At 70.6% G+C, this 25,183-nt stretch carries 24 protein-coding genes and 5 tRNA genes; 11 read left to right on the top strand and 18 right to left on the bottom strand.

Features of this window, described 5'->3' with window-relative positions:
• Positions 1-35 precede the first annotated feature (35 nt).
• From ACZ4M5_RS28905 to ACZ4M5_RS28895, 3 genes are read right to left on the bottom strand one after another with little or no spacing between them, the layout of a single operon-like run.
• Positions 36-1,193: a D-alanine--D-alanine ligase family protein gene (locus tag ACZ4M5_RS28905; RefSeq protein WP_467740996.1), complete on the bottom strand. Its 1,158-nt coding sequence runs from the start codon at positions 1,191-1,193 to the stop codon at positions 36-38.
• A gap of 58 nt (positions 1,194-1,251) precedes the next feature.
• Complete coding sequence (locus ACZ4M5_RS28900) at positions 1,252-2,262, bottom strand: NAD(P)H-dependent glycerol-3-phosphate dehydrogenase (RefSeq protein WP_467740994.1); 1,011 nt, start codon at positions 2,260-2,262, stop codon at positions 1,252-1,254.
• On the bottom strand, positions 2,259-3,089 hold the full coding sequence (locus ACZ4M5_RS28895) for a lysophospholipid acyltransferase family protein (RefSeq protein ID WP_467740992.1): 831 nt from the start codon (positions 3,087-3,089) through the stop codon (positions 2,259-2,261). The genes ACZ4M5_RS28900 and ACZ4M5_RS28895 overlap by 4 nt, the downstream gene beginning before the upstream one ends.
• 157 nt (positions 3,090-3,246) lie before the next feature.
• Between ACZ4M5_RS28895 and cofC the strand changes: the two genes are divergently transcribed.
• Positions 3,247-3,885: a 2-phospho-L-lactate guanylyltransferase gene (cofC, locus tag ACZ4M5_RS28890; protein ID WP_467740990.1), complete on the top strand. Its 639-nt coding sequence runs from the start codon at positions 3,247-3,249 to the stop codon at positions 3,883-3,885.
• Between the two features lie 9 nt (positions 3,886-3,894).
• Positions 3,895-4,098, top strand: coding sequence for a hypothetical protein (locus ACZ4M5_RS28885; protein ID WP_451877111.1), 204 nt, complete (start codon positions 3,895-3,897; stop codon positions 4,096-4,098).
• Positions 4,099-4,179: 81 nt separating this feature from the next.
• Here ACZ4M5_RS28885 and ACZ4M5_RS28880 read toward each other — a convergent pair whose 3' ends face one another.
• The 4 genes from ACZ4M5_RS28880 to leuC form a co-directional block, all read right to left on the bottom strand.
• Positions 4,180-4,830 (bottom strand): HU family DNA-binding protein, encoded by a 651-nt coding sequence (locus ACZ4M5_RS28880; protein WP_467740988.1) that lies wholly within the window; start codon positions 4,828-4,830, stop codon positions 4,180-4,182.
• 136 nt (positions 4,831-4,966) lie between these two features.
• On the bottom strand, positions 4,967-5,197 hold the full coding sequence (locus ACZ4M5_RS28875) for an SCO5555 family protein (protein WP_333933759.1): 231 nt from the start codon (positions 5,195-5,197) through the stop codon (positions 4,967-4,969).
• A gap of 276 nt (positions 5,198-5,473) precedes the next feature.
• On the bottom strand, positions 5,474-6,067 hold the full coding sequence (gene leuD, locus ACZ4M5_RS28870; protein ID WP_467740985.1) for a 3-isopropylmalate dehydratase small subunit: 594 nt from the start codon (positions 6,065-6,067) through the stop codon (positions 5,474-5,476).
• A 6-nt stretch (positions 6,068-6,073) separates the two neighbouring features.
• On the bottom strand, positions 6,074-7,504 hold the full coding sequence (gene leuC / locus ACZ4M5_RS28865; protein ID WP_467740983.1) for a 3-isopropylmalate dehydratase large subunit: 1,431 nt from the start codon (positions 7,502-7,504) through the stop codon (positions 6,074-6,076).
• Between the two features lie 196 nt (positions 7,505-7,700).
• Here leuC and ndgR point away from each other — a divergent pair, with 196 nt between their 5' ends.
• Positions 7,701-8,417, top strand: coding sequence for an IclR family transcriptional regulator NdgR (ndgR, locus tag ACZ4M5_RS28860; RefSeq protein ID WP_020270051.1), 717 nt, complete (start codon positions 7,701-7,703; stop codon positions 8,415-8,417).
• Positions 8,418-8,601: 184 nt separating this feature from the next.
• Here the strand turns inward: ndgR and ACZ4M5_RS28855 are convergent.
• The 9 genes from ACZ4M5_RS28855 to ACZ4M5_RS28815 form a co-directional block, all read right to left on the bottom strand.
• Positions 8,602-8,674: transfer RNA gene (locus ACZ4M5_RS28855), tRNA-Glu, on the bottom strand.
• A 28-nt stretch (positions 8,675-8,702) separates the two neighbouring features.
• Positions 8,703-8,774: transfer RNA gene (locus tag ACZ4M5_RS28850), tRNA-Gln, on the bottom strand.
• Between the two features lie 20 nt (positions 8,775-8,794).
• A tRNA-Glu gene (locus ACZ4M5_RS28845) sits at positions 8,795-8,867 on the bottom strand.
• Positions 8,868-8,914: 47 nt separating this feature from the next.
• A tRNA-Glu gene (locus tag ACZ4M5_RS28840) sits at positions 8,915-8,987 on the bottom strand.
• A gap of 21 nt (positions 8,988-9,008) precedes the next feature.
• Positions 9,009-9,080: transfer RNA gene (locus ACZ4M5_RS28835), tRNA-Gln, on the bottom strand.
• A gap of 91 nt (positions 9,081-9,171) precedes the next feature.
• Entirely contained in the window at positions 9,172-9,903 is a 732-nt protein-coding gene (locus ACZ4M5_RS28830; RefSeq protein WP_467740981.1) for an HAD family hydrolase, read from the bottom strand.
• A 117-nt stretch (positions 9,904-10,020) separates the two neighbouring features.
• The gene (gene gltX / locus ACZ4M5_RS28825; protein ID WP_467740979.1) at positions 10,021-11,505 is read right to left on the bottom strand and encodes a glutamate--tRNA ligase; all 1,485 of its coding nucleotides are present in this window, start codon (positions 11,503-11,505) and stop codon (positions 10,021-10,023) included.
• Positions 11,498-12,274 (bottom strand): fumarylacetoacetate hydrolase family protein, encoded by a 777-nt coding sequence (locus ACZ4M5_RS28820; RefSeq protein ID WP_467740977.1) that lies wholly within the window; start codon positions 12,272-12,274, stop codon positions 11,498-11,500. Before ACZ4M5_RS28820 ends, gltX begins: the two co-directional genes overlap by 8 nt.
• Before the next feature lie 194 nt (positions 12,275-12,468).
• A complete protein-coding gene (locus tag ACZ4M5_RS28815) occupies positions 12,469-12,660 on the bottom strand; it encodes a hypothetical protein (RefSeq protein ID WP_467741268.1) in 192 nt (63 codons plus the stop codon).
• Between the two features lie 607 nt (positions 12,661-13,267).
• Here ACZ4M5_RS28815 and ACZ4M5_RS28810 point away from each other — a divergent pair.
• The 8 genes from ACZ4M5_RS28810 (at position 13,268) to ACZ4M5_RS28775 (ending at position 23,905) form a co-directional block, all read left to right on the top strand.
• The gene (locus tag ACZ4M5_RS28810) at positions 13,268-17,065 is read left to right on the top strand and encodes a sensor histidine kinase (protein WP_467740975.1); all 3,798 of its coding nucleotides are present in this window, start codon (positions 13,268-13,270) and stop codon (positions 17,063-17,065) included.
• 9 nt (positions 17,066-17,074) lie between these two features.
• Positions 17,075-17,488 carry a roadblock/LC7 domain-containing protein gene (locus ACZ4M5_RS28805; RefSeq protein WP_005479910.1) on the top strand — a complete coding sequence of 138 codons (414 nt, stop codon included), beginning with the start codon at positions 17,075-17,077 and terminating at the stop codon, positions 17,486-17,488.
• 111 nt (positions 17,489-17,599) lie between these two features.
• Positions 17,600-17,995: a DUF742 domain-containing protein gene (locus ACZ4M5_RS28800; RefSeq protein ID WP_159535968.1), complete on the top strand. Its 396-nt coding sequence runs from the start codon at positions 17,600-17,602 to the stop codon at positions 17,993-17,995.
• Positions 17,976-18,551: a GTP-binding protein gene (locus ACZ4M5_RS28795; RefSeq protein WP_003993187.1), complete on the top strand. Its 576-nt coding sequence runs from the start codon at positions 17,976-17,978 to the stop codon at positions 18,549-18,551. Before ACZ4M5_RS28800 ends, ACZ4M5_RS28795 begins: the two co-directional genes overlap by 20 nt.
• 377 nt (positions 18,552-18,928) lie before the next feature.
• Entirely contained in the window at positions 18,929-22,249 is a 3,321-nt protein-coding gene (locus ACZ4M5_RS28790) for a nitrate- and nitrite sensing domain-containing protein (protein WP_467740972.1), read from the top strand.
• 10 nt (positions 22,250-22,259) lie between these two features.
• A complete protein-coding gene (locus tag ACZ4M5_RS28785) occupies positions 22,260-22,673 on the top strand; it encodes a roadblock/LC7 domain-containing protein (protein ID WP_004983065.1) in 414 nt (137 codons plus the stop codon).
• Positions 22,674-22,767: 94 nt separating this feature from the next.
• Complete coding sequence (locus ACZ4M5_RS28780) at positions 22,768-23,343, top strand: DUF742 domain-containing protein (RefSeq protein ID WP_467740970.1); 576 nt, start codon at positions 22,768-22,770, stop codon at positions 23,341-23,343.
• A complete protein-coding gene (locus tag ACZ4M5_RS28775; RefSeq protein ID WP_014675207.1) occupies positions 23,324-23,905 on the top strand; it encodes a GTP-binding protein in 582 nt (193 codons plus the stop codon). Before ACZ4M5_RS28780 ends, ACZ4M5_RS28775 begins: the two co-directional genes overlap by 20 nt.
• Before the next feature lie 157 nt (positions 23,906-24,062).
• Here the strand turns inward: ACZ4M5_RS28775 and ACZ4M5_RS28770 are convergent, their stop codons facing one another.
• Together ACZ4M5_RS28770 and ACZ4M5_RS28765 are read right to left on the bottom strand one after the other, a co-directional pair.
• On the bottom strand, positions 24,063-24,257 hold the full coding sequence (locus tag ACZ4M5_RS28770) for an acyl-CoA carboxylase epsilon subunit (protein WP_333933783.1): 195 nt from the start codon (positions 24,255-24,257) through the stop codon (positions 24,063-24,065).
• A gap of 35 nt (positions 24,258-24,292) precedes the next feature.
• Positions 24,293-25,183 (bottom strand): acyl-CoA carboxylase subunit beta (locus tag ACZ4M5_RS28765; protein WP_467740968.1); only part of this gene is annotated, 891 nt, incomplete at its 5' end.

The raw sequence follows: 25,183 nt of genomic DNA, 5'->3' as shown, positions 1-25,183 counted from the left end.
CCTCCTGCGGCCGGGCGCGCGCCCGGCCCGTCTGTTCAGCGCAGGCCGGTCGGGCGCCGCAGGGCCGCCCGCACCAGCAGGTCGATCAGCTCGGGGTAGCTCACCCCGCTCGCCTGCCACATCTGCGGGTACATCGAGATGGGCGTGAAGCCGGGCATGGTGTTGATCTCGTTGATCACGAACTCGCCGTCCTCGGTGAGGAAGAAGTCCGCGCGGACCAGCCCCTCGCAGGACGCCGCCTCGAAGGCGTCGACCGCCAGGCGCTGCACCTCGGCCGTCTCCTCGGGCGTCAGCGGCGCCGGCACGATACCGGGCGTGGAGTCGATGTACTTGGCTTCGAAGTCGTAGTACGCCTGCGCCTGGGGCGGCGGGATCTCGGCGGGCAGGGAGGCACGGGGGCCGTCCTCGAACTCCAGGACCCCGCACTCGATCTCACGGCCGCGCAGGGCCGCCTCGACGATGATCTTCGGGTCGTGCCGCTGGGCCTCGGCGACGGCCTCGTCCAGGCCGGAGAGGTCCTCGACCTTGGTGATGCCGATGGAGGAACCCGCCCGCGCGGGCTTCACGAAGAGCGGCCAGCCGTGCTCACCGGCGAAGTCCACGATCTTCTTGCGGGCAGCGGCCCGGTCGCCCTCCCACTCGCGCGGCCGGATCACCACGTACGGGCCGACCTTGAGCCCGAAGGAGGTGAACACCCGCTTCATGTACTCCTTGTCCTGGCCGACGGCCGAGGCGAGCACGCCCGAGCCCACGTACGGGACGCCGGAGAGCTCCAGCAGGCCCTGCAGGGTGCCGTCCTCGCCGTAGGGGCCGTGCAGCACCGGGAAGACCACGTCGACCTCGCCGAGCGCCTTGGGCACCGAACCGGGCTCGCTGTAGACGACTTCGCGGCTGGCCGGGTCGACCGGGAGGATCACCCCTCCCTCGGCGGACTCGGCGATGGCGTCCACGCTCGGGGGGCGCCGGTCCACGATCGCCATCCGCTCCGGTTCGTCCGCCGTGAGCGCCCAACGGCCGTCCTGGGTGATGCCGATCGGCAGGACGTCGTACCTCGTCCGGTCGATGGCCTTCAGGACGGCGCCGGCGGTGACCACGGAGATCCCGTGTTCGGAGCTGCGCCCGCCGAACACGACGGCCACACGCGGCTTGCGAGGCGGCTGCTCGGGGCTCTGGGGGAGGTTCTCGGTGCTCATATCGCGATGAGAGTACCCGGTGGTAGGGCCCGGAGACAGCGCCGCGGGGCCGCGTCGCTCAGCGTCGTTCGGGCTTCGCGCTGCGCGACATCAGCTCCTTGAGGGCGACCACCGGAGGCTTGCCCTCGTGCACGATGCCGACGACCGTCTCCGTGATCGGCATGTCGACGCCGTGCCGGCGAGCCAGATCCAGCACCGACTCGCACGACTTGACGCCCTCGGCGGTCTGCTTGGTGACCGCGATGGTCTCCTGCAGGGTCATGCCCTTGCCGAGGTTGGTGCCGAAGGTGTGGTTGCGCGACAGCGGGGAGGAGCAGGTGGCCACCAGGTCGCCCAGGCCCGCGAGTCCGGAGAAGGTCAGCGGGTCGGCGCCCAGGGCCATGCCGAGCCGGGTGGTCTCGGCGAGGCCGCGGGTGATCAACGAGCCCTTGGCGTTGTCGCCGAGCCCCATGCCGTCCGCGATGCCCACGGCCAGGCCGATGACGTTCTTCACGGCCCCGCCCAGTTCGCACCCCACCACGTCCGTGTTGGTGTACGGGCGGAAGTACGGGGTGTGGCAGGCGGCCTGGAGCCGCCGGGCGACGGCCTCGTCGGTGCAGGCGACCACGGCCGCGGCCGGCATCCGCGCGGCGATCTCCCGGGCCAGGTTCGGGCCCGTGACCACGGCGATCCGGTCCTGGCCGACCTTGGCCACGTCGTCGATGACCTCGCTCATCCGCATGGCGGAGCCGAGTTCGACGCCCTTCATCAGCGACACCAGGACCGTGTCCGGAGCGAGCAGCGGGGACCATTCGGCGAGGTTGCCGCGCAGGGTCTGTGAGGGGACCGACAGGACGGTGAAGTCGGCGCCGGCCGCGGCCTCGGCCGGATCGGTCGTGGCGCGGACGCGCTCGGGCAGCTCGACGCCCGGGAAGTAGTCGGGGTTGGTACGGGTGGAGTTGATCGCCTCCACGAGCTCCGGGCGGCGTCCCCACAGGGTGACCTCGCACCCGGCGTCGGCCAGCACCATGCCGAAGGCCGTGCCCCACGAACCGGCGCTCAGGACCGCCGCCTTGACCGGCTTGCTCACGTACCCAGCCCCTCTTCCTGCGTCGACTGCGAGGTCTGCGACGACGGCGCCGAGTGCACCGTGCGCTCCGGCCGCTGCTCGGCCCGCTGCGCCTGCGCCTGCGTGCGGCGCCGCTGCTCGATCCGCTCCCGCCGCGGGTCGTAGGGCGTCTCGGGCGCCTTCTCGCCGCGGATCTGCTCCAGCTGGGCGGTGACCGCGGCCATGATGACCTCGGTGGCCTCCTTCAGCAGGTCCGCGGTCATCTCCCGGTCGTAGAACCGGGAGAGGTCCACCGCGGGCCCGGCGAGCACGCGGTGCGTCTTGCGCGGCAGCAGGTGCGGCTTCTTCGTGTACGGCGGCAGCAGTTCGTTGCAGCCCCACTGCGCCACCGGGATCACGGGGCACTTGGTCTGCAGGGCGACGCGGGCGGCCCCGGTCTTGGCGGTCATGGGCCAGCCGTCCGGGTCACGGGTGAGGGTGCCCTCGGGGTAGAAGGCGACGCATTCCCCGCGGTTCACCGCGTCGATGGCGGCCCGGAAGGCACTCAGCGCGTCCGTGCTCTCCCGGTAGACGGGGATCTGGCCGGTGCCGCGCATCGCTGCCCCGACGAATCCCTTCTTGAAAAGACCGCTCTTCGCGAGGAATCGCGGGACGCGTCCGGTGTTGTACTGGAAATGCGCGTAAGCGAAGGGATCGATGTGTGAATTGTGGTTCACCGCGGTGATAAATCCACCCTCGGCCGGAATGTTCTCCATTCCGCGCCAGTCCCGCTTGAGCAGAACCACCAGCGGCGGTTTGCAGATCACCGCAGCGAAGCGGTACCAGAAGCCGATTCTGCGGCGGGACACGCGGACACCTTCCTCTAGGGCCTGGAGCGGGGGCCTCGGGGGGCCGCACAAGTGTCGCCCCAGCCCGCCGGTCTGTCGAGAACACCGTACGCCCCGGCACGCCGCGCCCCTCAGGCCCCGGGTGACAATGACCGCGACAAGAGGAGGACGGACCCCCGTGCAGTGGACCCTGGTCGTACCCCTGAAGCCCTTGGCCCGGGCCAAGAGCAGGCTCGCGGACACCGCGGACGACGGGCTGCGGCCGGATCTGGCGCTCGCCTTCGCCCAGGACACCGTCGCGGCCGCGCTGTCCTGCCCGGCGGTACGTGATGTGGCGGTCGTCACGGACGACGGCCGGGCGGTCCGCGAGCTGGCCGCACTGGGCGCCGCGATCGTCGCCGACGAACCGGCGAGCGGTCTCAACGCCGCCCTGGCCCACGGGGCGGACGTCGTACGGTCGGGCCGCCCGGCGGCCCGGGTGGCGGCGCTCAACGCCGACCTGCCGGCCCTGCGCCCCGGCGAATTGTCCCGGGTGCTCGACGCCGCCGGGGAATTCCCGCGTGCATTCCTCGCGGACGCCGCCGCAATCGGCACGACGCTGCTGGCCGCGGGCCCGGGCCGGGAATTGCGCCCGGCGTTCGGCGCCGATTCCCGTGCCCGGCACCGGGCGTCCGGGGCGGTGGAACTGGCCCTCGCCGGCGTCGACTCGGTCCGCCAGGACGTGGACACCGGCGACGACCTGCGCACCGCGCTGGCCCTGGGCGTCGGCCCTCATACGGCCGCGGCCGCCGCGCGGTTGCTGATACCCGGGCAGTAGGCTGCGGCCATGCAGGCGACCGCGTACACGTACGACCCCGAAAGCCGCAGCGGGCAGGTGCTCCTGGACGACGGCACCCCGGTGCCCTTCGACGCCGCGGCGTTCGACGCGGGCGGCCTGCTCCTGCTGCGTCCGGGGCAGCGGGTGCGCATCGAGGTGGAGGGCGCGAGGGAAGACCTCCGGATCACTCTGGTGACCCTGCAGACCCTCTGACCACCAGCGACCACACGCCGGACACGCCGCGGGCCGGGCTCCCCAGGGGAGTCCGGCCCGGCGTGTGAGTACCCGGCGCCCTTACTTCTTGCGGGCGGTGGTCTTCTTGGCGGTGGTCTTGCGCGCAGTGGACTTCTTGGCCGGCGCCTTCTTGGCCGTGGCCTTCTTCGTGGCGGGGGCCGTCTTCGCGGTGGTCTTCTTCGCCGCGGTGGTCTTGGAGGTGGCCGCCGTCTTCTTGGCGGGCGCCTTCTTCGCCGTGGTCTTCTTCGCGGCGGCCGTCTTGGACGTGGCGGCCGTCTTCTTGGCGGCCGTCTTGCGCGCCGTGGTGGTCTTCGCCGCTCCCGCCGTCTTCTTCGCCGCGGCCTTCTTGCCCGCGGACTTGGCGATCGTGGCGGGCGGGCCGGACAGGCTGCCCTTGGGGGCCTTCTTGACGGCGATGTCACCCTTCGGGAGCTTCTTCGAGCCGCTGACCAGGTCCTTGAAGCCCTGGCCCGCACGGAAGCGCGGAACGGAGGTCTTCTTGACCCGAACCCGCTCGCCCGTCTGGGGATTACGGGCGTAGCGGGCCGGACGGTCGACCTTCTCGAAGGAACCGAAGCCGGTGACCGAGACCCGGTCACCCGCGACCACCGCGCGGACGATGGCGTCCAGTACATGGTCGACAGCATCGGCGGCCTGCTGGCGGCCGCCCATCTTGTCGGCAATCGCTTCTACGAGCTGCGCCTTGTTCACGTCTTCCCCTTCGGAGACATCGCCAGAACGAAAGTGTTCAAGCTTTTTCGCACGTTAGGCAGATATATACCGCAAATCAAACACGAAACGGGCTTATCACCCTTGTGCCGCAACGAACTCGACGGTGCCGTACGGTTCAGCGTTCCTCGACGGGGAGACGTCCCTCGTCGAGATCCGCGGTGAACCGCTCCAGCCGCCTTGCCGCGTCGGCGAGATCGTGCTTGGCCGCGGCCGTAATGACCAGCAGCTTCCGGGTCAGCGCCATCCGTACGCCCTCCGGGACTTGCAGTGCGCGCACCCTTGCATGCGCTTCTTTGAGTTGGTCCGCGACCGCCGCATAGAGCTCGAGTTGGCCGTCGTGTTCCATGCACAGATTGTGCCATCTGGGGCGAGTTGTCGCCTGCGCAGGGCACAACTGCGGCCCCGGACGGCCTTCCAGGCACCTGTGGAAGTCACGGCTGTGACACCCGCCTACCCCGGCAACCACCTGCATAACGTGGGAAGTTGCCCTCGCTCCGGGGGGCGGGCAGGGCCGTTCGGGTGCAGAAACGCCCGTACCCCCGATCGGGCTGATCGGGGGTACGGGCGGGGTGTTGCGGTGGCCGAAAGTCGCCTTGCTCGGGCGCCGGGGCCGTGCTGTGGCTCAGACCGGCAGCGTCCGCGGCTTGAACGACGGGCGCTTCGCCTCGTAGGCGGCGATGTCCCCCTCGTTCTGCAGGGTGATCGAGATGTCGTCGAGGCCGTTCAGCAGCCGCCAGCGGGAGTTCTCGTCCAGCTCGAAGGAGGCGGTGACGCCCCCGGCGCGCACCTCGCGGCGCTCCAGGTCGACGGTGATCTCGACCTGCGGGTCCTGTTCGGTGAGCTCCCACAGCGCGTCCACGGTCTGCTGCTCCAGCACCACCGTGAGCAGGCCGTTCTTCAGCGAGTTGCCGCGGAAGATGTCGGCGAAGCGGGAGGAGATCACGGCCTTGAAGCCGTAGTTCTGCAGCGCCCAGACGGCGTGCTCACGCGAGGAGCCGGTGCCGAAGTCGGGCCCGGCGACCAGGACGGTCGCCCCCTGCCGTTCGGGGCGGTTGAGGACGAACTCGGGGTCCTTGCGCCAGGCCTCGAACAGTCCGTCCTCGAACCCGTCCCGCGTCACCTTCTTGAGCCAGTGGGCGGGGATGATCTGGTCGGTGTCGACGTTGCTGCGGCGCAGCGGGACGGCCCGGCCGGTGTGGGTGGTGAAAGCTTCCATGACTGATCAGACTCCAGCGGGCGTGGGAACGTCGGCGTCGGACAGGTCGGCCGGGGAGGCCAGGTGGCCCAGCACGGCCGTCGCCGCCGCCACCTGCGGTGACACCAGGTGCGTACGGCCGCCCTTGCCCTGCCGACCCTCGAAGTTGCGGTTGGAGGTGGACGCGGAGCGCTCACCCGGGGCGAGCTGGTCCGGGTTCATGCCCAGGCACATCGAGCAGCCCGCGTGCCGCCATTCGGCGCCGGCCTCCTTGAAGACGACGTCCAGACCCTCGGAGACGGCCTGCAGACCGACCCGCGCCGAGCCCGGGACGACCAGCATCCGTACCCCGTCGGCGACTTTGCGGCCCTGGAGCAGCTCGGCGGCGGCGCGCAGGTCCTCGATGCGGCCGTTGGTGCAGGAGCCTACGAAGACGGTGTCCACGTTGATGGAGCGCAGCGGCTGCCCGGCCTCCAACCCCATGTACTCCAGGGCCCTTTCGGCGGCGTGGCGCTCCGATGCGTCTTCGTACGAAGCGGGATCGGGGACGGACGCCGAAAGCGGTGCGCCCTGCCCGGGGTTGGTGCCCCAGGTGACGAACGGGGACAGCTCGGCGGCCTCGATGACGACCTCGGCGTCGAACTCGGCGTCCTCGTCCGTCCTCAGCGTCTTCCAGTAGGCGACGGCCGCGTCCCAGTCCTCGCCCTCGGGGGCGTGCGGACGGCCCTGGAGGTAGGCGAACGTGGTCTCGTCCGGGGCGATCATGCCCGCGCGGGCGCCGGCCTCGATCGACATGTTGCAGATGGTCATGCGGGCCTCCATCGAGAGCTTCTCGATGGCCTCGCCGCGGTACTCCAGGACGTAGCCCTGGCCGCCGCCCGTGCCGATCCTCGCGATGATCGCCAGGATCAGGTCCTTGGCGGTGACGCCCTCGGGCAGTTCGCCGTTGACCGTGATCGCCATGGTCTTGGGGCGGGTCATCGGCAGCGTCTGGGTGGCCAGCACGTGCTCGACCTGCGAGGTGCCGATGCCGAACGCCAGCGCGCCGAAGGCGCCGTGGGTCGAGGTGTGGGAGTCGCCGCAGACGACGGTGGTGCCCGGCTGGGTCAGGCCCAGCTGGGGGCCCACGACGTGCACCACGCCCTGCTCGACGTCGCCCAGCGGGTGCAGGCGCACACCGAAGTCGGCGGCGTTCTTGCGCAGCGTCTCCAGCTGCACCCGGGAGACCGGGTCGGCGATCGGCTTGTCGATGTCGAGGGTGGGGGTGTTGTGGTCCTCGGTGGCGATGGTGAGGTCGAGGCGGCGCACGGTGCGGCCGCTCTTGCGGAGGCCGTCGAAGGCCTGCGGGCTGGTCACCTCGTGCAGCAGGTGCAGATCGATGAAGAGAAGGTCGGGCTCGCCCTCCGCGCGCCGGACGACGTGGTCGTCCCAGACTTTCTCCGCGAGTGTCCTACCCATCGCTGTTCCCTCCGGCCGGCGACGGTCCGCCGACCCAACTAGAGATCTTGAGGAGGCGGCGCCCGTTCCCCTGATTCCGGGCGCACACCGCCAGGCCCTTACGTCACGGGCCCGTTGTGACTTCGTGATTCCAGGGTGGCGCGTTCGGAAGAAAATTGAACTTGCGTTTCACAGAGTGAGACGGGAGTATCGTTGCATGGACAACAGTAGCGGCGTCGGCGTTCTGGACAAGGCGGCCCTCGTCCTGAGCGCTCTGGAGTCCGGTCCGGCCACCCTCGCGGGTCTGGTCGGCGCCACCGGACTGGCACGACCCACGGCCCACCGCCTGGCCGTGGCGCTGGAGCACCACCGCATGGTGGCGCGGGACATGCAGGGCCGTTTCATTCTCGGCCCTCGGCTGGCCGAGCTGGCCGCGGCAGCGGGTGAGGACCGTCTCCTGGCCACCGCCGGCCCGGTGCTCACACACCTGCGGGACGTCACGGGCGAGAGCGCGCAGCTCTATCGCCGTCAGGGCGACATGCGCATCTGCGTCGCCGCGGCGGAGCGGCTGTCCGGACTGCGGGACACGGTCCCGGTCGGTTCGACGCTCACGATGAAGGCCGGCTCCTCGGCGCAGATCCTGATGGCCTGGGAGGAGCCGGAGCGGCTGCACCGGGGGTTGCAGGGCGCCCGCTTCACGGCGACGGCCCTGTCGGGCGTGCGCCGGCGCGGCTGGGCCCAGTCGATCGGTGAGCGGGAGCCGGGCGTCGCGTCCGTGTCCGCGCCGGTGCGGGGGCCGTCCAACCGTGTGGTGGCCGCGGTGTCCGTGTCCGGGCCCATCGAGCGGTTGACGCGTCACCCGGGGCGGATGCACGCGCAGGCCGTGATCGACGCCGCGGGGCGTCTCTCCGAGGCGTTGCGGCGCACCGGCTGAGGGGACGGAGCGCTTCGGGGTGGGCCGGCCTCAACGCCGCGGCAGGCCTCCCCCGACCCGGCGCCCGGCAGAGCCGGTTTCGACGTCGCCTGCGGGCCGTCCAGTGGCCGTTCGCGCAGTTCCCCGCGCCCCCACGGCATACGCAAGAGGCTCCTCACCGAAGTGAGGAGCCTCTTGCGATGTGTACCCCCGACCGGATTCGAACCGGCGCTACCGCCTTGAGAGGGCGGCGTGCTAGGCCGCTACACAACGGGGGCCTGGACACTGCGTTTCCGCAGGCCCGAGCTGGTCTACCTGGACTCGAACCAAGACTAACTGAACCAGAATCAGTCGTGCTGCCAATTACACCATAGACCAATGTGGTTTAGACCAGTCAGTACCCCCGACCGGATTCGAACCGGCGCTACCGCCTTGAGAGGGCGGCGTGCTAGGCCGCTACACAACGGGGGCCCTAGCAGTTCCGGGGCGATCGTCGATCTGCCGATCTCCGGAACCAGTACCCCCGACCGGATTCGAACCGGCGCTACTGCCTTGAGAGGGCAGCGTGCTAGGCCGCTACACAACGGGGGCTTTGCAGATGAGCTCTGCGAGCTGGCCTACCTGGACTCGAACCAAGACTAACTGAACCAGAATCAGTCGTGCTGCCAATTACACCATAGGCCACTGGAACGCAAGCCCCTGGGGGGATCGTGTTCTAGCTGTGCGCCCTGGGGTTCCGGCCTTCCGGCCCGCTCCCCGCGGCGCAGGAAGAACATTACCTGAAGGTGGACGGGGCTCCAAAACGAGTATCGGCACCCAGCACAGAGGGCAGTTCGGCCAGGGACGCGATGCGGTGCGGCCCGGAGGGCGGGTCGATCGTGGCGTACCGGCCGCCGCGGTCGATCCACACCGACAGCAGTCCGGCGTCGGCGGCACCCCGGCCGTCGATCTCCGGGTGATCGCCGACGTAGGCGACCTCGTGCGGCGGCAGGGCCAGGGCATCGCAGGCGGCGAGGAAGGCGCCCGCCTCGGGCTTGGAGACGCCCAGCTCGGCGGCGCACAGGATGCTCTCGAACCGGTCGTGGACGCCGAGGGCGCGCAGCTTGCGGTCCTGGACCTGCAGGCTGGAGTTGGAGAGCACCGCGTGGCGGTGGGTGGCGGAGAGGGCGTCGAGGACGGGCAGGACGTCCGGGAACAGGGACCAGGCGGCCTCGTAGTGGGTGAGGTAGCGCCGGAACCAGGCGTCGGCCTGCTCGTCGGTCAGCTCCCGGTCCAGGAACACCCGCACGCGGTCGCGGCGCTGGGCCTCGAAGGTCGCCTCGCCGGCGGCGAAGCGGGCCCACTGCCGGTCGGTGACGTCCCGCCACTGGGCGAGGGCCTGCTCGGCCGTGCCGTAGTGGTCGAGCAGGCCCTCGGCCACGAGGTGGGCGCGCATGCCGATGCGGTCGGCGCTGGTGTAGTCGAAGAGGGTGTCGTCGACGTCCCAGACCACGGCTCGGATGCTCATGCCCCGACCGTACCCACCCCGGCGGGCCTTCAGCCCGGGGTCGTCGTGCCGCGGCGAGGGCGGCACCCGGAGTGGGCGCCGCCCTCGGGGGTCGTGCTCGGGGGGTCGTGCTCGGGGTCAGGCGGCCAGCCTGGCCAGCGCCGCGTCGATACGGGCCAGGGTCGTCTCCTTGCCCAGGATCTCCAGGGACTCGAAGAGCGGCAGGCCGACCGTGCGGCCGGTGACGGCGACGCGGACGGGCGCCTGGGCCTTGCCGAGCTTGAGGCCGTGGGCCTCGCCGGCGGCCAGGACGGCCTCCTTGAGCGACTCGGCGGAGGTCCAGTCGGCGGCTTCCAGCTTCTCGCGGGCCGTGCGCAGCAGGGCGTCCGAGCCCTCCTTCATGGCCTTCGCCCAGCTGGCCTCGTCCTCCACCGGCTCCGGCAGGAACAGGAAGTCGACGTTGTCGGTGATCTCCGACAGGACCTTCAGCCGGGTCTGCGCGTGCGGCGCGACGGCCTGCCACTTCGCCTCGTCGAAGGCCTCCGGGGCCCAGGGGGCGAACGGCGCCTGGAGCCACGGGCGGCAGCGCTCGGTGAAGTCCTTCACGTCGAGCATGCGGATGTGGTCGCCGTTGATCGCCTCGCACTTCTTGAGGTCGAAGCGCGCCGGGTTGGGGTTCACGTCGGAGATCTCGAACGCGGCGACCATCTCCTCGATCGAGAAGACGTCCTGGTCGGCGGAGAGGGACCAGCCGAGCAGCGAAAGGTAGTTGAGCAGGCCCTCGGGGAGGAAGCCACGCTCGCGGTAGAGGTTGAGGGAGGACTGCGGGTCGCGCTTGGAGAGCTTCTTGTTGCCCTCGCCCATCACGTACGGCAGGTGGCCGAAGGACGGGATCTCCTTGGCGACGCCCAGCTCGATCAGCGCCTTGTACAGGGCGATCTGGCGGGGGGTGGAGGAGAGCAGGTCCTCGCCGCGCAGGACGTGGGTGATCTCCATCAGGGCGTCGTCGACCGGGTTGACCAGGGTGTACAGCGGGGCGCCGTTGGCGCGGACGATGCCGTAGTCCGGGACGTTCTCCGGGGTGAAGGTCAGCTCGCCGCGGACCAGGTCGGTGAAGGTGATCGTCTCGTCGGGCATCCGGAAGCGGACGATCGGCTCGCGGCCCTGGGCCGTGTACTCCTCGACCTGGGCGTCGGTCAGCTCGCGGCAGTGGCCGTCGTAGCCGGAGGGCCTGCCTGCGGCGCGGGCGGCCTCGCGCCGGGTGTCCAGCTCCTCCTGGGAGCAGTAGCAGCGGTAGGCGTGGCCGGCGTCGAGCAGCTTCTGCGCGACCTCCTTGTAGAGGTCCATGCGCTGGGACTGCCGGTAGGGCGCGTGCGGGCCGCCGACCTCGGGGCCCTCGTCCCAGTCGAAGCCCAGCCAGCGCATGGAGTCGAGCAGCTGGTTGTAGGACTCCTCGGAGTCGCGGGCCGCGTCGGTGTCCTCGATGCGGAAGACCAGAGTGCCCTGGTGGTGCTTGGCGAACGCCCAGTTGAACAGGGCGGTGCGCACCAGACCCACGTGGGGGTTGCCGGTGGGCGAGGGGCAGAAACGGACACGGACTGCTGGGGCGGATGCGCTAGCCACGCTTGACAACCTTGTTGGTGAGAGTGCCGATGCCTTCGATGGTGACGGCGACCTCGTCGCCGACGGTGAGGGGGCCGACCCCAGCCGGGGTGCCCGTGAGGATCACGTCGCCGGGGAGCAGCGTCATGGCCTCGGAGATGTTGACGATCAGGTCCTCGACCGAGTGGATCATCTCGCTGGTGCGGCCGAGCTGGCGCTGCTGTCCGTTGACCGTGAGCTGGATGGTCAGGTCGGAGGGGTCGAGGTCGGTCTCCACCCAGGGGCCGAGCGGGCAGGAGGTGTCGAAGCCCTTGGCCCTGGCCCACTGCTTCTCGCGCTTCTGGACGTCGCGGGCGGTGATGTCGTTGGCGCAGGTGTAGCCGAAGACCACGTCCTTGACGCGCTCGCGCGGGACCTCGCGGCACATCCGGCCGATGACCACGGCCAGCTCGGCCTCGTGGTGCACCTCGGTGGAGAAGGAGGGGTACTGGATCTCGTCGCCGGGGCCGACCACCGAGGTGGACGGCTTGAAGAAGGCGAAGGGCGCCTCGGGGACCTCGTTGCCCAGTTCGCGTGCGTGCTCCGCGTAGTTGCGGCCGAAGGCCACGACCTTGTTGGGCAGCACCGGCGGCAGCAGCCTCACCTTGCCGACCGGCACCTTCGTGCCGGACAGCTCGTAGTCCGCGAACGGGATGCCCTTGATGATGTCCAGGACGAGTTCGTCCTGCTTCTCGCCCTCGATGGCGCCGAAGGCGACGTTCCCGTCGATGGAGAATCTGGCGATGCGCACGGGATGCTTGGCCCCTTGACTGAAGCGGCTGGAGTCTGACGCTCCAGGCTAACGCGGGGAGGACGCCGAGCCCCGCGCACATCGGCGGGACGCCGTACATGCACAAGGGGCGCCCCCCGTCGTGGGGGCGCCCCTTCGCGATCCGTGTGCCGCCGCCGTGAGCATCCGGCGGCCGGCGCGCGTACTTCCTGGTGTCACTCGGCGGCCGCGCCGGCCGCCACCGGGATCTCCATGAGGACGGTGCGCCTGGGGTTGGCGGTCTGGGTCGGGAGTTCGACGGGGTGCTCCGGCTGCTGCGGCGTCTGCAGTTCGTCGGCACCCGCGAGGTGCGCCAGCGTCGTGCGCCGCGGGTTGGCGATCTTGTGGAACATCGTCGTCGTCTTCACTGTTTACTTGACCCTGTCCTGTTGACGGGCGCCGGGAGGGCGCGTGCGAGCCCCCCACGCGGGCGCGGGTTGTCGGTTTTGCCATGTCTGTAAAGCGTCAGGCTAAACACCGGATTCCCGGCTCAACCGTCGGGTGCTCATCTTCAGCGTGTGAGTTTGCTCACCAGCCAGGGGGCGAATCGGTCAATCCGGACGGCCACTCCGAGGCGACTAAGCGGACATTGCCCCCCTGAAGCCATCATTCCGCTCCTGATCATGGCGACTGGGACACCTGCGGCCGCTCGGCGACTCGCGGGCATACGTCCGAAATGGACGAACTCCCTTTCTACGTCCGGTGATCCGGCCCTCACGTGGTGTCACCTAGGTCACGGCTCGGCTTACGGGCCTTGTTGGAGATCCTGTGCTGTGCTGGAATCTCACGGACCGCCGCAGGATCGAGCCGGCGCACAGGGGGCGCACCGACGCGCCGTGCGGCGGGTGAGAAGGGGGAGCCAGCGCCGGTCACCCACGACCACCACGGGGGCGTAATTCAGGGCGTCCCCAGAACGCCGACACCGTGCTCCGCCGTTCACACGACGGGGTGCCTGGTCCAGAGGTTGCGACGCTAGTGCAGGGACGTTTCAAGAGGGATGGCAACGCTTCGGCGGAGCCGGAGCCGCACGGCGGGACTGGCCCCATGAATGGCGGCCCCTCGCCCCAGCACGCCCAGAACCCGGGCCCTTCGGGCAACGGTGGTGAGCGTCCCGGTGCGCCGGCTCCTTCGGGGGCGACGGGCCAGGCCGCGTCGCTGAAGCCGCCGTTGGGCCCCACCGGTCCCGGTCCGCGAATAGCCCTGCGCAACTGGCGCATCTCCACGCGACTGGTGTCGCTGCTCGCGCTGCCGGTGGTCGCGGCCACCTCGCTCGGCGCGCTGCGCATCAACCAGTCGATGGACGACATCCAGCAGCTCGACAACATGAAGCTGCTGACGGACATCACCAAGCAGGCCACCGAGCTGTCCGCCGCCCTCCAGGACGAGCGCGACCAGTCGGCCGGCCCGCTCGCGCACGGCGGCAAGGCCACCGACTTCGCGGTCAAGGGGCTGCGCGAGAAGACGGACCGGGCGAGGAAGAACTTCCTCGACAGCTCCGAGGAGATCGACAGCGCCAGCAAGGACGGCAACCTCGCCGGCGTCCGCGAGTACCTCGTCCAGCTGGCCAGCGAGCTCGGCGACCTGGAGCAGATCCGCAAGGGCGCCTACGAGACCAAGGGCAACTCCACCCAGACGGTCGAGGCCTACCACCGTCTGATCGAGAGCCTGATCGACCTCTCCCAGGACATGGCCGAGGCGACCAGCAACCCGGACATGATCCAGCGCACGCGTGCGCTCGCGTCGTTCTCCGCGGCCAAGGAGTACTCCTCCATCCAGCGCGCGGCCCTCGCGGCGGCGCTGCCCGCGAACGACACCACGACCGGCAAGCTCTCGCCGAACGACCGGCTGTACGCGCAGTCGGCCTCGGAGAGCCAGAAGTCCGAGATCCGCAGCTTCAAGAGCATCTACGGCGAGGAAGCGGCCGCCAATCTGCTGAAGCCGATCGAGGACGGCGGCAACAGCACGATCAAGGCCACCGACACCTACGCGGACCGCGTGCTGATCTCCGCGAGCGGTCTGGCCCAGCAGGACAAGCGGTCCTACCGCGACTGGCTGGACGACAGCACCACCAAGATCCAGCAGATGAAGAACATCGAGCACACGCTGCTCGAGGAGATGGAGCAGAAGGCCCGCGAGCTGCGCAGCGCCACCGAGCGCGACGCGATCATCTCCGGTGCCCTGATCCTGCTCGTGCTCGGTGTGTCGCTGGTCGGCGCCTTCGTCGTGGCCCGCTCCATGATCCGCTCGCTGCGGCGCCTGGAGGACACCGCCACCAGGGTCGCCTCCGACCGCCTGCCCGAGCTGGTCAAGCAGCTGTCCGAGTCCGACCCGCAGGACGTCGACACGTCCGTGGAGTCGGTCGGCGTGCACTCCCGGGACGAGATCGGCCGGGTGGCCGCGGCCTTCGACGACGTGCACCGCGAGGCGGTCCGCCTCGCCGCCGAGCAGGCCCTGCTGCGGGGCAACGTCAACGCGATGTTCACCAACCTCTCGCGCCGCTCCCAGGGTCTGATCCAGCGCCAGCTGTCGCTGATCTCCGAGCTGGAGTCCCGCGAGGCCGACCCGGACCAGCTGTCGTCGCTGTTCAAGCTCGACCACCTCGCCACCCGCATGCGCCGTAACGGTGAGAACCTCCTCGTCCTCGCGGGTGAGGAGCCCGGCCGCCGGTGGACCCGTCCGGTCCCGCTGGTCGACGTGCTCCGCGCCGCCGCGTCCGAGGTGGAGCAGTACGAGCGCATCGAGCTGGCCTCCGTGCCGACCACCGAAGTGGCCGGCCGCGTGGTCAACGACCTCGTGCACCTGCTCGCCGAGCTGCTGGAGAACGCGACATCGTTCTCCTCGCCGCAGACGAAGGTGAAGGTCACCGGTCACGCCCTGCCCGACGGCCGGGTGCTGATCGAGATCCACGACACCGGCATCGGCCTCTCGCCCGAGGACCTCGCGGCGATCAACGAACGCCTCGCCTCTCCCCCGACGGTGGACGTCTCCGTCTCCCGCCGCATGGGTCTGTTCGTGGTCGGCCGGCTGTCCCAGCGGCACGGTATCCGCATCCAGCTCCGCCCGTCCGACTCCGGTGGTACGACCGCGCTGGTCATGCTGCCCGTCGACGTCGCCCAGGGCGGCAAGAAGCCCCAGCCCAAGCAGGGCGGTCAGCCGCCGGCCGGCGGTGGCGGTCCGGCCGCCGCGCAGGCGGCGGCGGGCGTGGCGGCGGCCCGGCGGGCCGTCCCGTCCGGCCAGGGTGCCGGCACCCCCGGTATCGCGGGTGCCTTCGGCGGCGGTGGCCGGCCGGCCGTCGGCCAGGGCTCGCGCGCCGCGCTGCCCGGGCGGGACGGCGACGCCGGCCGCCCGGCCGGTCCGGGTGCGCCGCGCGGACCGCAGGGGCAGGGCAACTCCATGTTCGAGCAGGGCCGTCCGAACCAGGCCCCGGCCGGTGCCGGGTTCGGCCAGGCCCCGGGTGCCTCGCAGGGCCTGCAGGCCGCGGGCGCCGAGGGACCGCAGGGCCAGGACGCCTTCGGCGGTGGCCGCGGCCGGCCGCAGCAGGGCGGCGACGCCCAGCAGGGCAAGGGCCGCGGACGTGGCCGCAGGCCGCAGCTGCCGCCGCGCGGCGGTGGCGCGCGTGCCGAGCTGCCCGGTGGTGACGCGCAGCAGCCGCGCCAGCCGAGCTGGAGCGACGAGAACGCCCAGCCGCCGGTGCCCCGTGCCTCGCTGGACACCCCGCGTGGACACGAGGACGCGGACGGCCCCCGTACGGCCGCGCTGCCGCGGATCGACGACCGGCAGGGTCCGGGCGCCACGGCGGAGATCCCGGCCGTGCCGCGCGACGCCGGCCGGCAGAACCCCGGCGGGCCCGCCGACTACACCGTCCCCCAGCAGCAGGACCCGTACGCCCACGACCCGAACGCCCAGCAGGGGCCGGGCCAGTTCGTCCGCCCGGACGTCTTCGGCACCCAGCAGGGCCGCCGCGAGGCGTCTCCCGCGCCGGGCCAGTACCAGGTCCCGCAGCAGTCGTACGACAACGGCAACGGCTCGACGGGCCAGTACCCGGCGCCGCAGGCCCCGCAGTCCTACGGCAACGGCTCGACCGGGCAGTACCCGGCGCCGCGCCAGGACAACGGCTCCACGGGTCAGTACCCGGTGCCCCACCAGGGCAACGGCGCCGGCCGGCCGACCCTCCCGGGTCCGGCCACCCCGGCCGACCCGGCGGGCACGGGCCAGTTCGAGCGTCCGCAGGCCGACGGCGGGCGGAACGGAGCCGACTTCGGCGCCCCGCGCCCGCCCGCCCCGCAGGCCCGGCCCGTCCGGCAGGAGCCCGAGGCCCTGCCGCCGGCGACCGGCCCGGGCGACGGCCGTACGCCGCTGTACGACACGCTGGAGACCAACTGGTTCCACGGCCAGCAGGAGCAGCAGCACGGCAACGGCTCCGCTCCGGCCGCCCCCCAAGCACCGCAGCAGCCCACCGGCCCGCAGCGGTCCGCCTCCGCCGGCTGGCGCACCTCGCCCAACGACGACCTCGTCCGCCAGGCCGAGCGCGTCCGCCAGCCCGCCGCGGGCGGTATCACCACCTCCGGCCTGCCGCGCCGGGTGCCCCGGGCCAACCTCGTCCCGGGCACGGCGCAGCAGCAGTCCCACCAGAGCGGTCCGCAGGTCTCGCGCGCGCCCGATGACGTGCGCGGCCGGCTGACCAATCTCCGTCGGGGAATCGCACAGGGTCGTCAGGCCGGGTCCACCCAGACCGGCAGCCACCCACGGCCCACTCACCAGCAGGAGCGTTAGTTGAGTCCGATGAGCCAGGCGGCACAGAACCTCAACTGGTTGATCACCAACTTCGTGGACAACACCCCCGGGGTGTCCCACACCGTCGTCGTGTCCGCCGACGGTCTCCTCCTGGCGATGTCGGAGGGCTTCCCGCGCGACCGCGCGGACCAGCTCGCGGCCGTCGCCTCGGGTCTGACGTCCCTGACGGCGGGCGCCTCCCGGATCTTCGAGGGCGGTGACGTGGCGCAGACGGTCGTGGAGATGGAGCGGGGGTTCCTCTTCCTCATGTCCGTCTCCGACGGCTCGTCGCTGGCCGTCCTCGCGCACCCCGAGTGCGACATCGGCCTCGTCGGCTACGAGATGGCGCTCCTGGTCGACCGCGCGGGCGCGGTCCTCACCCCGGACCTGCGAGCCGAGCTCCAAGGCAGTCTGCTCCACTGATCGGCCCCGGCACCACCCGTCTCACCACATCACCGTCCGGCCGCCACATCCCCCACACAGGCCTCTTCAGACGGCTCGACCGACCGACTTGCTGTCCAGCCCGGAGGACTCATGACCCCGCCCACCGCCTCTCATGATCCGTACGCGGAGCCGTACGAGGACGAGGGCGACCAGCCACTGGTAAGGCCGTACGCCATGACCGGTGGCCGGACGCGGCCGCGCTACCAGCTGGCCATCGAGGCACTGATCAGCACGACGGCGGACCCCGCCGCGCTTATGGGACTGCTCCCCGAGCACCAGCGCATCTGCCACCTCTGCCGTGAGGTGAAGTCGGTCGCCGAGGTCTCGGCCCTGCTCAACATGCCGCTGGGCGTGGCCCGGATCCTGGTCGCGGACCTCGCCGAGGCCGGCCTCGTCGCGATCCACCAGCCGGGCGGCGACGAGACCACCGGCGCACCGGACGTGACACTGCTCGAAAGGGTGCTCAGTGGACTTCGCAAGCTCTGACGCGGGTCGTTCCACCACCTCCGCGAAGATCGTGGTGGCGGGCGGCTTCGGCGTGGGCAAGACCACGTTCGTCGGTGCCGTCTCGGAGATCAATCCGCTGCGCACCGAGGCCGTGATGACGTCCGCTTCGGCGGGCATCGACGACCTGACCCACACCGGGGACAAGACCACCACCACGGTGGCCATGGACTTCGGCCGTATCACCCTGGACCAGGACCTGATCCTGTACCTGTTCGGTACACCGGGCCAGGACCGCTTCTGGTTCATGTGGGACGACCTGGTGCGCGGCGCCATCGGCGCCGTGGTCCTGGTGGACACCCGGCGGCTGGCCGACTGCTTCCCGGCCGTGGACTACTTCGAGAACAGCGGTCTGCCGTTCGTCATCGCGCTCAACGGCTTCGACGGCCAGCAGCCGTACACGCCGGACGAGGTCCGCGAGGCGCTGCAGATCGGGCCGGACGCCCCGATCATCACGACGGACGCCCGGCATCGGGCCGATGCGAAGAGTGCCCTGATCACGCTGGTCGAGCACGCTTTGATGGCACGACTGCGGTAGCACCCAAATCAAAAGCGACATACGGCAGTTGTCGTAGATGCGCCGGAGCCGGCTGTGTCCTTTGACACGGTCGGCCAAGGTGTTCATAACGTTTCGGCAGAGGAATCGGGTGGTACCGCCACTCGACGCGCACACCCGGTCTCACTGCGCGCACAACCGCCCCGCCTTTTGGCGGGGCTCGCTCTTTATGACCGTTTTATCTGGGCCTTACATCACGGGGATTCACCGCCTCGGACTGTTTGGAAGAGCGCAGGTCGTCGTGCTGGAATGCCTGAACTGCCCAATAGTCAATGACGTACTCGTCCGTAGATGGTGCGTGGGGCTCTGAGAAACTGCGGCACAACGTTGGTGCCGACCGCCGAGAGGTTGTTGGTCGAGTGAGGCGAAGCAAGAACAGTCCCGAGCCGTCGGCCCGGGGCAACTTCACCCCGCCGCCGCGGACAGCGGCGCCCGCCCCCGTGCCCGGTTCGGAGCCGACGGCCGCCCCCGCCCCGAGCGGAGGCCGCTTCTCCCCGCGCAACTGGCGTGTGGCGACCCGGCTGAACGCGATCCTGCTCATCCCGGTGGTGGTCGGCCTCGTCATGGGCGGCTTCCAGGTGAAGAGCTCGATCGACACCTGGCAGGAGGCCGAGGACGCGGAGAACACCGCGCGTCTGGTGCGGGCCTCCCTGCTGTACGCCAACGCCCTCTACAACGAGCGCGACATCACCGCCGCCCCGCTGCTGCAGGGCAAGGGCAAGGACGACAAGACCGTCGTCGAGGCCCGCAAGCTCACCGACAAGGCGGCCGACGAGTTCGACGCCGCGGCGCAGGACATGCCGTCCAAGCCCGGCCTGGTACGCCGGCTGGACCTGTTCCACGATGTGGAGCCCAAGCTGGCCACCCTGCGCCAGGCCGCGTACACCTCCAAGCTCAAGGGCGTGCAGACGGAGGAGGGCTACGTCGAGATCGCCCACCCCCTCACCGAGTTCGCCAACGAGCTGGGCCTGGGCACCGGCAACATCACCAGCTACGGCCGGACCGTGTACGCCATGGAGCTGACCAAGGCGGCCCTGTCGCTGCAGCGCTCCATCGGCATGCACATCCTGATCAAGCCCGGCCCGGACGACGGCAACCTCGCCAGCCAGCGCGTCGCCCTGTCCTCCTACGCCTACCTCGAGCGCATCGCCATCGGCGAGTACGTCGGCGGTGGCACCGAGCAGGACGCGGCCAAGCTCAAGACGGCCGAGGCCGACATCAAGGCCGAGGGCGCCGCCATGGCCCGCGAGGCCAAGGCCAAGGACCCGGATTACGTCCCCCCGCCGTCCAAGCCCGAGACGATGGTCGGGGCCCTCGTCACCCTGCCGAGCACGGACCCGAGCGCCCGCGCCGCCCTCGCCACCAAGGGCATCACCGCCGAGAACTGGTGGGCGGTCAACACCCTCAAGTTCAACGCGTACGAGAAGATCGAGGCGGACATGGCCGACAAGGCCGTGAGCGAGGCCTCGGACATCGCCGCCGACGCCCAGCGCGACGCCTACATCACCGGTGCCGCCGTCGTCCTCGCCCTGCTCCTCGCCTTCATCCTGGCCGGTGCGGTCGCCCGCCAGATGAGCCGCTCGATGCGCCAGCTGCGCACCGCCGCCTTCGGCATCGCCGAGCAGCGCCTGCCGATGCTGGTCGACCAGCTCTCGCGCACCGACCCCGGCCGGGTCGACACCCGCGTGGCGCCCATCCCGATCACCACCACCGACGAGATCGGCGAGGTCGCCCGCGCCTTCGACCAGGTCCACCGCGAGGCCGTCCGGCTCGCCGCCGAGCAGGCCCTGCTGCGGGGCAACATCAACGCGATCTTCACCAACCTCTCGCGCCGCAACCAGTCGCTGATCGAGGGCCAGCTGACCCTGATCACCGACCTGGAGAACAACGAGGCCGACCCGGACCAGCTGGAGAACCTCTTCCGCCTGGACCACCTCGCGACCCGTATGCGCCGCAACGGCGAGAACCTCCTCGTCCTCGCCGGCGAGGAGCCCGGCCGCCGCTGGGACCAGCCGGTGCCGCTGGTCGACGTGCTGCGCGCCGCCTCCTCCGAGGTGGAGCAGTACGAGCGCATCGAGCTGTCGGGCGTGCCGGAGGCGGAGATCCACGGCCGGGCCGTGACCGACCTCGTGCACCTGCTCGCCGAGCTGCTGGAGAACGCCACCACGTTCTCCTCCCCGCAGACCAAGGTCCGCGTCACCGCGACCCGGCTGCCCGACGGCCGCGTGATGATCGAGATCCACGACAAGGGCATCGGCCTGACCGCCGAGGACTTCGCGGACATCAACCACAAGCTGGCCAACCCGCCGACCGTGGACGCCGCGATCTCGCAGCGCATGGGCCTGTTCGTGGTCGGCCGGCTGTCCGACCGGCACGGCATCCGCGTCCAGCTGCGCCCCTCGGGCGAGCAGGCCGGCACGACCTCGCTCGTCATGCTGCCCGACGCGATCACCCACGGCGGTGGCGGCGAGAGCCACGTGGACCGCGACGAGTTCACCGTCTCGCAGATCATCCCGGAGCAGAACTTCGGCGGCGGCGAGAACTTCCACCAGCAGCCGATGCGCACGGCCGCGGAGCTCGGCTTCGACGACAGCCGTTACACGGATGTCCCCGACGACATACGCGAACTGGACCCCGTCGGCCGCTCCCTGATGCGCGAGGAGCGCCGGGCGGCCCTGGAGAACCAGTCCCAGCAGCAGGCCGCGCTGCCCGCCCAGGGCTCCCAGGAGCCCGCCCAGGCGTACGACGAGTACAACGGGCAGCAGGGCTACGACAACGGCCAGGGCTATGACACGGGCCGGCACGGTTACCCCGACCGGCAGCAGCCCTCGTACGACCAGCAGACGCCGTACGAGGAGCAGCAGCAGGGGGCCTACGAGGACCAGCAGCAGAGCTCGTACGAGCAGCAGCAGGCGGCCTACGACGACCAGCAGCGGTCCGCGTACGACGACCAGTACTACGCGCCGGGCGGCGGACTGCCGCAGAACGACACCTCCTCGGCGGGCGGCGGCTACCCGGAGCCCTCCTATGCGGAGCCGGCCCGGGAGGAGTCCCCGGCGCAGGGCGCGGGTGGGTCCGAGGGCTTCCCGGCCTTCGGGCAGCGACGTCACCAGGACGACTGGCCGCAGCAGGAGGGTTACCGCAACGGCTACCCGAACCAGTACCCTGCTCAGGCCCCGGAAACGGAATCTGCGCAGGCCGCTGACGCCAGTGAGCGCGACCGCGTAGGCTTCGACCGTCCGGGACAGGCCCCCTCCGCCGCCCAGGCGCTGACCGACGCCGGGCTTCCCCGCCGCGGAGCCACCGCCGGCGGTGCGAACGGCACCGGCGGCGCACGGCACGTGAGCCAGGAGCAGCCGGCCTCCTCCCAGGAGAGCAACGGCGACGACGACTGGCGCTCGGCCAACGACGAGCGGTGGCAGCAGGCCTCGCAGCTCCGGAAGCCCAAGGCGGGCGGGGTCACCTCCTCCGGCCTGCCGCGGCGGGTGCCCAAGGCCAACCTGATCGAGGGCGCCGCCGAGAGCACCCCCCAGGGAGGCCCACAGGTCTCCCGCGCCCCGGAGGACGTCCGGGGCAGGCTGAGCAACCTGCGTCGGGGCGTCCAGCGCGGACGCAGCGCAGGCAGTGAAACGAACGGCCAGGGCTTCGGTCCTGACAGCACCTACAACCAGGAGCGTTAGTGTGAGCCCGATGAGCCAGGCGGCACAGAACCTGAACTGGTTGATCACCAACTTCGTGGACAACACCCCGGGGGTGTCCCACACGGTGGTGGTCTCCGCCGACGGACTCCTTCTGGCGATGTCCGAAGGCTTCCCCCGCGACCGCGCCGACCAGCTCGCGGCCGTCGCCTCCGGTCTGACGTCTCTGACGGCAGGCGCCTCCCGCATCTTCGAGGGCGGCAGCGTGAACCAGACGGTCGTGGAGATGGAGCGGGGATTCCTGTTCATCATGTCCATCTCCGACGGCTCGTCGCTCGCGGTGCTCGCGCACCCCGAGGCGGACATCGGCCTCATCGGGTACGAGATGGCTCTGCTGGTCGACCGAGCCGGTACGGTCCTGACACCGGACCTTCGTGCGGAGCTCCAGGGGAGCCTGCTCAACTAACAGACGAACGGTGCGTTTTGGCGTCCCTTGGCCGTAAGGTCTTGGGACGCGGCTCCACAGCGTTGGATGCCGGGCACAGTCGGAGGAGGAGAAAGTGGCAACACCCCCAGGCGGTTCGTCGGGCAACTGGTCGTACGGCCCTGCCCAGGGTCAGGGCGACGGTGGCCAGAACCCGAACCGTTACAACTTTCCCTCCGCACCGAGCCACCGGCAGCCGTACACGCCGCAGGGCCCCGGCCCGTCGCCGTACGACCAGCCGCACGCCCCGCGCATCCAGCCGGTGCAGCCGCAACGCCGCGCCCCCGAGCCGGCGCCCGCCGGGGCGTCGAACAACCCGCTGGTGCGTCCGTACGCCATGACCGGTGGCCGGACCCGCCCGCGTTACCAGCTCGCCATCGAGGCGCTGGTGCACACCACTGCGCAGCCGCACCAGATGCAGGGCCAGTTGCCCGAGCATCAGCGGATCTGCAACCTCTGCCGAGAGATCAAGTCGGTCGCCGAGATCTCGGCGCTCCTCACGATCCCTCTCGGCGTGGCCAGGATCCTCGTCGCCGACTTGGCGGAGGCGGGACTGGTCGCCATCCATCAGCCCGGCGGCGACGAGAACGCCGGCGGCCAGCCAGACGTGACACTGCTCGAAAGGGTGCTCAGTGGACTTCGCAAGCTCTAGCGGAGGGCCTTCCCGCTCCACCACCTCCGCGAAGATCGTGGTGGCTGGCGGCTTCGGCGTGGGCAAGACCACGTTCGTCGGCGCCGTCTCGGAGATCAATCCGCTGCGCACCGAGGCCGTGATGACGTCCGCTTCGGCGGGCATCGACGACCTGACCCACACCGGGGACAAGACCACCACCACGGTGGCCATGGACTTCGGCCGTATCACCCTGGACCAGGACCTGATCCTGTACCTGTTCGGTACACCGGGCCAGGACCGCTTCTGGTTCATGTGGGACGACCTGGTGCGCGGCGCCATCGGCGCGATCGTGCTGGTCGACACGCGGAGGCTCGCCGACTGCTTCCCCGCCGTCGACTACTTCGAGAACAGCGGTCTGCCGTTCGTCATCGCGCTCAACGGCTTCGACGGCCAGCAGCCGTACACGCCGGACGAGGTCCGCGAGGCGCTGCAGATCGGGCCGGACACCCCGATCATCACGACGGATGCCCGGCATCGGGCCGATGCGAAGTCCGCGTTGATCACGCTGGTCGAGCATGCGCTGATGGCTCGTCTGCGGTAGTTCTCCGTTGCTGTGGGACAGCCCCTGGCGGCCTCTGGGCTGCCGGGGGCTGTCGCGTTGCCGGGGGCGGGCTTGTGGGGGCTTGCCGCGGCGTTCCCCGCGCTCCCGAAGCAAAAAGAAGGCCCCTCCGTGAGGGGCCTTCTTTCAGGTTCTTCGCTCAGCGCCAGCTGTGCGGGGCGCGGAAGCCGGGCTCGCGCTCCAGGCGGCGCCAGCCGGCCTTCACGCGGCCGCGGTGGGCCGGGGCCGGGTCCGTGGGGCGAGCGGCCGCACGGGCCAGCAGGAGGGCCGTGATCGCGGCGACCTCCTCGGGCTCGGCGTGGCCCTTCTCGACGCGGATGTCAGGAGTGTCCATGGGTGTCAGTCTCCGTGGCTCAGATGTCCGCCGGGTTACTGCGGCGGGTTGCCGTGCTTGCGCGACGGCAGATCGGCGTGCTTGCTCTGGAGCATCGCGAGGGACCTGATCAGCACCTCGCGGGTTTCCGCGGGGTCGATGACGTCGTCGACCAGGCCGCGTTCGGCCGCGTAGTAGGGGTGCATCAGCTCGGACTTGTACTCCTTGACCATGCGGGCCCGCATGGCCTCGGGGTCCTCGGCCTCGGCGATCTGGCGGCGGAAGATGACGTTGGCCGCGCCCTCGGCGCCCATGACCGCGATCTCGTTCGTCGGCCAGGCGTAGGTGAGGTCGGCACCGATGGACTGGCTGTCCATGACGATGTACGCACCTCCGTAGGCCTTGCGCAGGATCAGGGAGATCCTCGGCACGGTCGCGTTGCAGTAGGCGTAGAGGAGCTTCGCGCCGTGGCGGATGATGCCACCGTGCTCCTGGTCGACGCCCGGCAGGAAGCCGGGGACGTCCAGAAGAGTGACGATCGGGATGTTGAAGGCGTCGCACATCTGGACGAAGCGGGCGGCCTTCTCGGAGGCCTCGATGTCCAGGACGCCCGCCAGCGCCTGCGGCTGGTTGGCGACGATGCCGACGACCCGGCCGTCCATCCGGCCCAGGGCGCAGATGATGTTGCGGGCCCAGCGCTCGTGGACCTCGAGGTACTCGCCGTCGTCGACGATCTCCTCGATGACCTTGGTCATGTCGTAGGGCCGGTTGCCGTCCGCCGGGACGAGGTCCAGCAGGACGTCCGAGCGGCGGTCGACCGGGTCGGAGGACTCGGCGCGGGGCGGGTTCTCGCGGTTGTTCTGCGGGAGCAGGGACAGCAGGTAGCGGACCTCGGCGATGCAGGTCTCTTCGTCGTCGTAGGCGAAGTGGCAGACGCCGGAGGTCTC

The organism is Streptomyces sp. NPDC026246, from assembly GCF_055567995.1.
Note: the sequence above shows the minus strand (reverse complement) of the source record. Positions and strands in the feature narration are given on the sequence as shown.

What these genes read in the sequence shown, in the direction of transcription:
- ACZ4M5_RS28885 (WP_451877111.1), top strand. Translation starts at nt 3,895, where the DNA reads ATGCAGGCGACCGCGTACACGTACGACCCCGAAAGCCGCAGCGGGCAG.
- ACZ4M5_RS28875 (WP_333933759.1), bottom strand. Translation starts at nt 5,197, where the DNA reads ATGGAACACGACGGCCAACTCGAGCTCTATGCGGCGGTCGCGGACCAA.
- ACZ4M5_RS28800 (WP_159535968.1), top strand. Translation starts at nt 17,600, where the DNA reads ATGACCCCGCCCACCGCCTCTCATGATCCGTACGCGGAGCCGTACGAG.
- ACZ4M5_RS28770 (WP_333933783.1), bottom strand. Translation starts at nt 24,257, where the DNA reads ATGGACACTCCTGACATCCGCGTCGAGAAGGGCCACGCCGAGCCCGAG.
- ndgR (WP_020270051.1), top strand. Translation starts at nt 7,701, where the DNA reads ATGGACAACAGTAGCGGCGTCGGCGTTCTGGACAAGGCGGCCCTCGTC.
- leuD (WP_467740985.1), bottom strand. Translation starts at nt 6,067, where the DNA reads ATGGAAGCTTTCACCACCCACACCGGCCGGGCCGTCCCGCTGCGCCGC.
- ACZ4M5_RS28830 (WP_467740981.1), bottom strand. Translation starts at nt 9,903, where the DNA reads ATGAGCATCCGAGCCGTGGTCTGGGACGTCGACGACACCCTCTTCGAC.
- ACZ4M5_RS28905 (WP_467740996.1), bottom strand. Translation starts at nt 1,193, where the DNA reads ATGAGCACCGAGAACCTCCCCCAGAGCCCCGAGCAGCCGCCTCGCAAG.
- ACZ4M5_RS28785 (WP_004983065.1), top strand. Translation starts at nt 22,260, where the DNA reads ATGAGCCAGGCGGCACAGAACCTGAACTGGTTGATCACCAACTTCGTG.
- leuC (WP_467740983.1), bottom strand. Translation starts at nt 7,504, where the DNA reads ATGGGTAGGACACTCGCGGAGAAAGTCTGGGACGACCACGTCGTCCGG.
- ACZ4M5_RS28805 (WP_005479910.1), top strand. Translation starts at nt 17,075, where the DNA reads ATGAGCCAGGCGGCACAGAACCTCAACTGGTTGATCACCAACTTCGTG.